Raw genomic sequence first — 7537 nt, forward strand, 5'->3', positions numbered from 1 at the left:
CGGAGGAAGAGGTCAAGGCCGTCTTGGGGAAACACTGGTATCCGGAAATGGAATGGGGGGCAAGGTGGGCAAAAAAGGATTGGCAATTAGCCAGGCAGGTTGGTAAAGCGGTGCATGCCGAATACGCGATGATCGTAGAGCGAACCAGTAGGGAAGAAATTTTATTCTGGGATATAATGTTGATCAATATAGAAACGGGGAGAAAATTTAAGATTTCTATTCTGGTAACAAGAAGGGATACAGAGAAATCCAGAGAAATCATAAGAGTTTCTTACCGGGAAATATTTCAGGAGGCCAAGTCCGATATGATGACCACGGCCATTCGTAAAGGCCGGCGGATGGCCGGGCTCCCAACACCCAAGGCCCCTGCAATAGATGTAACGACCGAACCCATTGTACCAGCACCCCCAAAGGCCAGGGAGGTGGATTTAGAAAAAGCCCTCCGTGCCGAAACCATGGCCGAGGGTCGGACGCGACTGGCCATTTATGATCTTGAGGCACCCGAACCTTTTAAAACCGTGGCCCTGATTCTTTCGGAGGCGCTGCGGGAGGAACTTTTTCGGTTGGGACGTTTTACCCTGGTCAATCGAGAAAATATTGTCCAAGTGATGAATGAGATGGGGCTGCAGCAGTCCGGATTAGTGGATGAAAAGCAAGCTGTGCGGGCGGGAAAGGGGATGGCGGCGCGCCAGATCATCATGGGGAATTTCGGAGTGCTGGGTAACACCTCTGTCCTCCAAGCAAAACGCATCGACGTAGAAACCCAGGGTACCCTGGCCCTTGTCTCCCTCAAGTGCGAACACGGGAAGGAAGAAGAGATGCTGGCCAGCCTCCCGGAGCTTGTTCGAAAACTGGTGGAAAAATAATCCTTACAATCCCCGCAGGAATTCCGGGCGCAGGCGGGAGGTGTCCTCGGAGCTTACCACTTGCTGAATTAAATTCACGACAGCCTTTTTATCTCTGGGTAGGCGGGCTTTGATGGGCAGATAATTGGAAGCGTGGTTGGAAGTGAAATAACACTGGCTAAAGTGGGAATGAGCGACGATCGTCCCTAATTCCTCAAGCAACTGGAAAGGTGTTGGAAGCTGGAAGCGCCCTGCTTCCATATCCTCGTAAAGGGGCGTTCCGGGGACGACCATTAAAGTCAAGGCGCTGGCAAAATCCGGGTCAATGTCCGAAAGGATTTTTGCCGTGGCCAGGGCGTGTTGCTGGGCATGTTCCATCCCACCCAGACCCAGCAGAACTGTAGCCGAAAGAGTAATTCCTGCCTCTTTCACCCTTCTTCCAGCCTCGACCATCTGCTCGTAGGATGCACCTTTGCGAACTTTTTCCAGAAGAGTCGGGTCTCCGGTCTCCACTCCAAGATAAACAATGCCCAACTTCCGGGATTTTAGAGCCTTGAGTTCATCCACACTCTTGCGCAGAATGCTCTTGGCATTCCCGTAAATACCTACTCGGCGCAGGCCCCGGATTTTTTCGTTGAGAACCTCCAAGATGGCCAAGAGTTTGGGCTGAGGAATAATCAAGGCGTCGCCATCGGCTAAAAAAACTTTCCGGAATGGGCCGTAAGGAACAACTTCATCGATTTCCGATTTAATGGTATCCAGGTCTTTGATGCGGAACCTGCGGCCTTTGTAAGTGGGGCAGAAGGTACACCGGTTATGCGAGCAACCCAGGGTAACCTGCAGAATTAAGCTTTCCGCCTCGCTGGGAGGGCGGATGACAATCCCCTCGTATTCCATATCTTTTAAAACCCCGGAAAAATGGCAAGCTGGAATGATGGAATATTGGGTTCAAAAGGACCCCCTTATTCCTCCATTCCATTATTCCAAAATTCCTGTATTATTGCAACCTCCCTTCTTTTTTGAGCCTGTCGAGGATTCCCTTCACTTTCGGCAGCGCCTCAGTGGCGGCCTTTTCCCCTTCCAGGATCGCCTCGTGCTTCTTGGAAAAATCGCTGGAGCCGATATGGCCCACTTTCGGCTTTATGACTACGTCGGCCTTGGCGCATTGGATGGCCCCAAGCCTTGAATACATGATGTTGACGGATTGCAAAATGGTTTCGATGGTGCCTTCTGGTTTTGAGGCTCCGACATCAGAGGAGATGTCAACTGCAACAATGACATCGGCGCCATATTTCAGGGCGGCATCCACGGCAACAGGACTGACTACCCCCCCATCTACATACATCCGGTCGCCGATTTTTACAGGTCGAAAAACACCCGGAACGGAACAGCTTGCTCTTACGGCAGATCCGGTATTCCCTTGGCCAAAGACGACTTCCTGACCATTTTGAATATCGGTTGCCACCGCATAAAAGGGAATATTCAGTTTTTCCAGCGGGGTATTCTTCAAAACCTTATTGATATACTCGGAAAGCTTTACCCCCTGGATGAAACCGTTGTCCGGTATGATCAGGTCGACGATGTCTCTTTTTTCCACGGAAAGGGCCAGCGTTTGAAGTTGAAAGGCGTTGTATCCGTAGGCATAGAGGCTCCCAACAAAACTGCCGGCACTCGTTCCGACGATCATATGAATGGGAATTTTATTGGCCTCTAATACTTTTAATACTCCAATATGGGCAAAACCCTTCGCCGCTCCTGCTCCCAACACCAGTGCAATCTTCGCCGGCTTTGGCGGGGGTAGGGGGGAAATTGGGGGAGGTTGAATTTCCTTATGGGCGCATGAGGCCGTAATAAACAAGAGTATCGTGAAGAGAATGAATAACCGATTCAGTGGTTTTTGGCCTTTGCCCCTCATGTGAATCTCCCGAATATATTTAAATTCTTTCAGTAATATATTTATACCAAATGCACGAAAAGATAAACAGTCCTTTCCGAAGTTTGAAAAGTTAATCTTCGATTTCACTCTTTTCATTGGCAAGAAACGGATATGGGGTATAATAATAAAAGGATCATCTCCAAATTAGTTGAGGGCCAAAGAGCTGGCCTATTTAAAATGGGCAGTGATTTCAGGGGCCCGGAAGGAAATTCATCTTGCTTGCAATCTGCCTTTCCTTCCGAGCCCTTGGCAGGCTTACATTAAAAATTTGATCAACTAATTTGGAGATGAACCGAAGATTTTTGGCGTGGTCTTTTACGGTTCTATCTTTTATAATAGGTTTAAAGGCAGTGAGTGAGACAGAACTTGGAAAGGAGGGAAAAATGCCGACCAAAACAGAAGAAAGGATCCAGGCCCTGGAAGTTGCCCTTAATAACGAATCCCGGGAAAGGGATTTTTACCTGAAGAACAAGGAGAGAACGACAAATCCTCACGGCAAATCAATGTTCGCATCGATTGCCAGCGATGAAGATGAACATTATCATCGGATCCTGGAATTGCACAAACGGCTGCAAAAGGATGGCAAGTGGCCTGAGACGGTTCCCCTCAAGGTGAAGGGAACGGAGGTGAAGGCCATCATCCGGAAGCTGGTTGACTCGGTGGACACCTCATCCCAGGCCGACATGGATGATATGGAGGCGGTGAAAATTGCCATCGACTTTGAAACCCAAGGGGAAAAATTCTATGGTGATTTGGCTGCCAAGGTGGCGGATCCGGTGGAAAGGAAATTCTACGAGCTGCTTTCCTCCTTCGAAAGGGAGCATCGTCTCTCTCTTCAGGATACCTACGAATATTTCCAGGACCCTGCTGGCTGGTACCGCATTAAAGAAAGACATCACATCGATGGAGCTTAAAAAAATAACCCCTCAACCTTTCCTCTCCCCGGCCAGGGGCCCAATTTATTTTCCTGCCTATTATCTATAAAACCTTTTTCTTGATTCGTTGCCCTATTTTAGTTATAACCAGACCGTATGGAAAAGAGGCGCAAAGATAACCTCCTCCGCAGGGGGAAAATCATCCAAGGGGTGCGACAGTTTTTCCTGGAACAGGAATTCGTGGAAATAGAGACTCCTGCCCTGGTTTCTTCCCCAGGCATGGAGCCGCACCTTTCGGCTCTGGAACTTTATTGCACCTGCCCGGATGGTAGCCGAATGAAGAAATACCTACACACCTCCCCGGAATACTGCATGAAAAAACTCTTGGGTTACGGGTGGGAGAATATTTTCCAGATTTGCCGGGTTTTTAGGGATGGTGAAATCGGTAATACCCACCAGATTGAATTCACCATGCTGGAATGGTATCGGGCCAATGCGGATTACCGCAAAATCCTGGAGGATTGCGAAGAACTGGTCAGTTACCTTTCCAGAAAAATTTTGAGAATTGATGAATGGTCTTATCAAGGGGAAAAATTAGATTTTTCTCTTCCCTTTGAACGCCTCAGTGTTGCCCAGGCCATGCGACTTCATGGGGGAGTCGATATCGAAAAGAATCTCGATGCCCCCTCCCTGCTTAAGGAGGCAAGATCAAGGGGGTATCACTTTGATCAGGAAGGAAAATATTCTTTCGATGAGGTCTTTTTTAAAATATTTTTAGAGGCCGTGGAACCCCGGCTGGGTTTTCCGAAGCCGACAATCCTTTACGATTATCCGGCGAGCATGGCTGCTCTGGCCCGCCTGAAACCAGACAACCCACTTTGGGCCGAACGTTTTGAGCTTTACATCGCCGGCCTGGAACTGGCCAATGCTTTTTCGGAACTAAACGATCCTGTAGAGCAAAGAAGGCGATTTGAAGAAGAACAAAGGCTTCGAGCGAAACTGGGGAAACCCATTTACCCCATTGATGAAGAACTTCTCCAATCGCTTTCCCGCATGCCCCCTGCAGCGGGGATTGCCCTGGGTGTGGACCGGTTAGTCATGCTTTTTTGCGATGCCCCAAGCATCCAGGATGTCCTGGCTTTTCCCCAGATTTAGAGGTTCTTCCGGGTTGCGGTTATTGGGCAAGAAATCTATAATGAAAGTGGGGCGAAGCAAGGAAAACCTATGAGGCAATCGATGAACAAAGAGCAAACTTTGAAACTCTTGGGAGATTACAACCAGCAGTACATCCTGGACCACTATTACCGTTTAAACTTGGAGGAAAAGGGTGATTTTTTAAAAGAATTGAAAGGATTGGACCTGGCCCTTGTCTTTGAGTTGTACAGAAAATTTGCTCAAGAAAAAGATTTTTCTCGTCCTTTTTATGAGATCCATCCGGCGCCCATCATTACGATTCTTGAAACAGCCCGGGAAAAGACCCGCCAGCAGGAAGCCCGTATTCTTGGAGAATCTCTCATCCGCAAAAACGAGGTCGCTGTCCTGATTGTGGCCGGTGGGCAAGGATCGCGTCTTGGTTTCGAAGGTCCAAAGGGGGAATTCCGAATATCGCCGGTTACGCAAAAATCTCTATTTCAGCTCTTCGCCGAATCCATAAAAGCTCTTTCGAACCGCTATCAAGCTATGATTCCCCTGCTGATCATGACTAACCAGGAAAATCAACAAGAGACGCAACAATTTTTTGAAGCCCACAATTTTTTCAACCTGGATAGAAAAACATTATATTTTTTCAACCAGGGAATGTTGCCTACCCTGACTCCTGAAGGTCAGCTAATCTTAAAGAATAACACGCAGCTATTGGTAAACCCCGACGGCCACGGAGGTTCTCTTAAAGCCTTGTTTGAAACGGGTTTTCTCCAACACCTTATCGATAAGGGATTTTCTGAACTTTTTTATTGTCAGGTTGACAACCCCTTAGTCAAAATAGCGGATCCCGTTTTTATTGGATACCACAAGATGGAAGGGGCGGAAATATCCACCAAAGTGGTCCGCCGCCAAGAGCCGGATGAAAAAGTTGGTGTCTACGGGTTCGTAAACGGTAAACCAACGATTGTTGAGTACAGCGACTTTCGGACAGAGGACTATAAAGCGCTGGATGAAAAAGGGGCAATTCGCCATTGGGCCGGGAACACCGCTATCCACATGATCTCCCTTTCGTTCGTACAACGTTTGAATCAACACGGGTTTGCTTTGCCCTATCACCGGGCAGTGAAAGAGGTTGAAGGCCAGGGGCGGGATGGCCTTGAGGCCAAAATGATTGGCTGGAAGTTTGAAACTTTCGTGTTTGACTCCATCCCTTTAGCCCGGAAGGCCTGTTGCATGGAGGTGATCCGGGAGGAGGAATTTGCCCCGGTGAAAAATCGGCAGGGGAAAGATTCCCCGGATACGGCGCGGGCCGCCATGATTCAGCTTCACAGGAGCTGGCTCAAAGAAGCAGGCGCCCGGCTGGCCCCGGAAGTCCGGGTGGAGGTCAGCCCTCTTTTTGCCCTGGATGGAGAAGAACTGATTGCCAAGCTTAAGGGAAAAAAGCTGATTATAAAAGAGGATAAATATCTTGCTTCATGAAAAAGGAAAGGGCCACGAAAGAGATTAGGACATCTCAGTTTTTTCGGCTGTCGTTCGTTCCTGCCGGCGGGCCAAGATGCTTGGCAAAAAGAGATAGTCAGGTTTCGACCAGCTTTTTCTGCACCACGTGAATAGAAGTCGCTTTAAAAGTGGCCGCCACTTCTTTCCCCTCCACTAAAGCCAAATCCTCCAGCGAGCGAGCCGTTACATAAGCGACCAAGGGAAAACCACAATCGAGTTGAACTTTGTAAAAAAGGCCCATGGGAATAATTTTGGTGATTCTTCCCCAGAATACATTCCTGGCGCTGGTTGCCCCTTTGGGGGAAGAAGGGGAAAGGGTCACATTTTCCGGGCGGATGCAAAAAACAACAGTTTCTCCCAACTCAACCTCGCCCACTGCTTCCACCTCATGACCCATTACAGAGGCCAAGAAACTCCCTTTATCTTTTTTGCTTACCCGCCCCGTGAGGATAGTTTCAACTCCCACGAAGGAAGCCACAAACTCGTCCAGCGGTTGATTCATGACCTCCGGAGGAGGCCCAATCTGCAAGATTCTTCCTCGGTTCATCACGGCAACCCGGTCGGAGAGTCTCAGGGCCTCCATCCGATCATGGGTCGCAAAAATCATGGTGGTGCCGGTCTGCCGCAGAACCCGTTCCAGGTCATCGATCAAGGATTCCCGGGTGGGGGGGTCGAGGGAAGCAAAAGGTTCATCCAGAAAGAGAACCTCGGGCTGCGTAGCGAAGGCCCGGGCCAGGGCCACCCTTTGGGCCTCACCGCCGGAAATCTTCCGGGCGGAGCGATGCACGAGATGGGGAATTCCAAACCGCTCAAGGTTCTCCTTGACCCTTCTTTCGATTTCTGCCCTTTTTAGACCCCGGATTTTCAAGCCGGAGGAGACATTCTCAAACACCGTGGTATCAAAGAGAAGCGGTTCCTGGAATACCATGGCCAGCTTCCTGCGGTATTGGAAAAGGCCATGGTTGGAGGAAACGATTTTCTCTTTGAAAAAAAGTTCTCCCTGGGAAGGCTTGACTAAACAGGCTAAGGCTTGCAGTAAGGTCGTCTTCCCCGCCCCATTGGGTCCGATCAGAGAAAGGATTTCCCCTTCCTCCAGCCTCAGGGAAGGAATATCCAGGACTAAAGTCCCCCCTTTGCGCACCTGTAAACCGTCGACCTCTAAAATGGGCGCGGGGACGTTCACCTGGGTCTCTCTCTCTGCTGGATGTTGGTAAGGATCAGGTTGATGAAATAGGCCA

At 49.3% G+C, this 7537-nt stretch carries 7 protein-coding genes; 4 read left to right on the top strand and 3 right to left on the bottom strand.

From position 1 onward, the window contains the following. The coding region (locus Q7V48_09455) for a hypothetical protein (GenBank protein MDO9210957.1) at positions 1–866 on the top strand (866 nt) is incomplete at its 5' end. Positions 867–869: 3 nt separating this feature from the next. On the opposite strand, the gene Q7V48_09460 is transcribed toward Q7V48_09455, so the two are convergent. After that, positions 870–1742, bottom strand: coding sequence for a radical SAM protein (locus Q7V48_09460; GenBank protein MDO9210958.1), 873 nt, complete (start codon positions 1740–1742; stop codon positions 870–872). Positions 1743–1842: 100 nt separating this feature from the next. Continuing rightward, positions 1843–2760, bottom strand: a complete 918-nt coding sequence (locus Q7V48_09465) for a patatin-like phospholipase family protein (GenBank protein MDO9210959.1) — start codon at positions 2758–2760, stop codon at positions 1843–1845. Between the two features lie 404 nt (positions 2761–3164). Here Q7V48_09465 and Q7V48_09470 point away from each other — a divergent pair, with 404 nt between their 5' ends. The 3 genes from Q7V48_09470 (at position 3165) to Q7V48_09480 (ending at position 6278) form a co-directional block, all read left to right on the top strand. Continuing rightward, on the top strand, positions 3165–3695 hold the full coding sequence (locus tag Q7V48_09470; protein MDO9210960.1) for a ferritin family protein: 531 nt from the start codon (positions 3165–3167) through the stop codon (positions 3693–3695). 117 nt (positions 3696–3812) lie between these two features. Continuing rightward, positions 3813–4811, top strand: a complete 999-nt coding sequence (epmA, locus tag Q7V48_09475; GenBank protein MDO9210961.1) for an EF-P lysine aminoacylase EpmA — start codon at positions 3813–3815, stop codon at positions 4809–4811. A gap of 81 nt (positions 4812–4892) precedes the next feature. Next, entirely contained in the window at positions 4893–6278 is a 1386-nt protein-coding gene (locus Q7V48_09480) for a UTP--glucose-1-phosphate uridylyltransferase (GenBank protein MDO9210962.1), read from the top strand. Positions 6279–6375: 97 nt separating this feature from the next. On the opposite strand, the gene Q7V48_09485 is transcribed toward Q7V48_09480, so the two are convergent. Continuing rightward, positions 6376–7482 carry an ABC transporter ATP-binding protein gene (locus Q7V48_09485; GenBank protein MDO9210963.1) on the bottom strand — a complete coding sequence of 369 codons (1107 nt, stop codon included), beginning with the start codon at positions 7480–7482 and terminating at the stop codon, positions 6376–6378. Between the last annotated feature and the right edge of the window lie 55 nt (positions 7483–7537).

This window comes from Deltaproteobacteria bacterium (assembly GCA_030654105.1).
Taxonomy (GTDB): domain Bacteria; phylum Desulfobacterota; class SM23-61; order SM23-61; family SM23-61; genus JAHJQK01.

What these genes read in the sequence shown, in the direction of transcription:
- epmA (MDO9210961.1), top strand. Translation starts at nt 3,813, where the DNA reads ATGGAAAAGAGGCGCAAAGATAACCTCCTCCGCAGGGGGAAAATCATC.
- Q7V48_09465 (MDO9210959.1), bottom strand. Translation starts at nt 2,760, where the DNA reads ATGAGGGGCAAAGGCCAAAAACCACTGAATCGGTTATTCATTCTCTTC.
- Q7V48_09460 (MDO9210958.1), bottom strand. Translation starts at nt 1,742, where the DNA reads ATGGAATACGAGGGGATTGTCATCCGCCCTCCCAGCGAGGCGGAAAGC.
- Q7V48_09470 (MDO9210960.1), top strand. Translation starts at nt 3,165, where the DNA reads ATGCCGACCAAAACAGAAGAAAGGATCCAGGCCCTGGAAGTTGCCCTT.
- Q7V48_09480 (MDO9210962.1), top strand. Translation starts at nt 4,893, where the DNA reads ATGAACAAAGAGCAAACTTTGAAACTCTTGGGAGATTACAACCAGCAG.